Origin of the sequence: Clostridium frigoris, assembly GCF_018861865.1 — a bacterium.
GTDB lineage: Bacteria > Bacillota > Clostridia > Clostridiales > Clostridiaceae > Clostridium_AD > Clostridium_AD frigoris.
Genome location: NZ_JAHLDV010000134.1, coordinates 1 through 1,524, shown reverse-complemented (window position 1 = coordinate 1,524; position 1,524 = coordinate 1). Strand labels below are relative to the sequence as shown.

1 protein-coding gene, 1 tRNA gene and 1 rRNA gene are annotated in these 1,524 nt (G+C 28.3%); all 3 read left to right on the top strand.

Features of this window, described 5'->3' with window-relative positions:
• Positions 1–111, top strand: a 5S ribosomal RNA gene (gene rrf, locus KPL37_RS19405); the annotation flags it as partial.
• A gap of 6 nt (positions 112–117) precedes the next feature.
• A tRNA-Lys gene (locus tag KPL37_RS19400) sits at positions 118–193 on the top strand.
• A 205-nt stretch (positions 194–398) separates the two neighbouring features.
• Positions 399–1,142 carry a peptidylprolyl isomerase gene (locus KPL37_RS19395; protein WP_216151710.1) on the top strand — a complete coding sequence of 248 codons (744 nt, stop codon included), beginning with the start codon at positions 399–401 and terminating at the stop codon, positions 1,140–1,142.
• Positions 1,143–1,524: the final 382 nt, after the last annotated feature.

The following is a 1,524-nucleotide window of genomic DNA, read 5'->3' as shown; positions in this document are numbered from 1 at the left end:
GATTATGGCCTGAAGGTAACACCCGTTCCCATACCGAACACGAAGGTTAAGCTTCAATGCGCCGATGGTACTGCAGGGGTAACCTTGTGGAAGAGTAGGTTGTCGCCAGGTAAACATGGTTTACTAGCTCAGTTGGTAGAGCACATGACTTTTAATCATGGTGTCCGGAGTTCGATTCTCCGGTAAGCCACCAAAAAAAGCACTTTTATATAAAGTGTTTTTTTTGTTTTGTAGATTTAAACAAGATTTTAGAAGATTTTAATTAAGATATTATGATGAAAACAAATAAGTTATATGCAAATAAATAACATGGTATAGATTTTGTTTTTTTTATGGTTTTATGTTATCATAAAACCATTGAAAATAAATGGTTATAATAAGTTTGAAGGAGATTAATTATGGAAAGTAAAGTTTTAGCTATAGTAAATGGAAGTAAAATAACGGAAAAAGATATAAAAAGATCATTACTGAGATTTCCACAGGAAACACAAGACCACTATAAAACAGAAGAGGGTAAAAAAGAGTTTTTAGATCAAATGATAAATTTTGAATTAATATATAATTATGCACTTGATAGTGATATGAAGAATGATGCAGATTATATAGAGCAAATGCATCTAATTGAAAAAGATATTTTAATACAAACAGGTGTAAAAAATATAATGTCAGATATAAATATAACTGAAGAAGAGATTGAAAAGTTTTATAAAGAGAATACACAAATGTTTAAGAGTGAGGAAACTGCATCGGCTAAGCATATATTAGTGGATACTTTGGAGCAAATGAAGGATATTAAATTAGAAATAACTAATGGAATGTCTTTTGAGGAAGCAGCTAAGAAATATTCTAAATGTCCGTCAGCGGCTCAAGGTGGTAGTTTAGGTAGTTTTACTAGAGGTAGAATGGTTCCTGAATTTGAAAAAGTTGCTTTTGAATTAAAAGTTGGAGAAATAAGTGAGCCTGTTAAGACTCAATTTGGATATCATTTAATTCAATTAGATGAAAAAAGTGTAGGAAACGTGAAAACGTTAGAAGAAGCTAGGCCTATGATTGCTGAGAATATATCACATCAAAAACAAAATGAAAAATATATAAGTACTGTAACAGAATTAAAAGATAAATATGCTGTAGAAATAAAGTAAAACATATACTTATGTTGTAAGTACCATATAAGAAAAAGCTGATAATATTATTAATATTGGCTTTTTCTTATGTAATTAAAAGATAGAATATGACTGGGCTTAGAATTAAGTTTAGATGTTGATATATAGGTATACTATTGTTATTCATATAATAAATACTTTTATTGACATAAAACTTCAATAAAAAACATGTAGATTTGTAAAATTAAAAGAAAAACATAAACTAGTGTATAAAAAGTATTGACAAAACAAGAAATACCTAGTAAACTTATAGAAGTCGTCACATGATGACAAAGCAAATTGGTCTTTGAAAATTAAACAGAGAAATAGGTAAAGAAATGAAATAATATTTTATTTTAACCAGTCAATTACTTTAGTAAAA

Excerpts from the sequence above, each read along its gene's own strand:
- KPL37_RS19395 (WP_216151710.1), top strand. The coding sequence starts at position 399 with ATGGAAAGTAAAGTTTTAGCTATAGTAAATGGAAGTAAAATAACGGAA.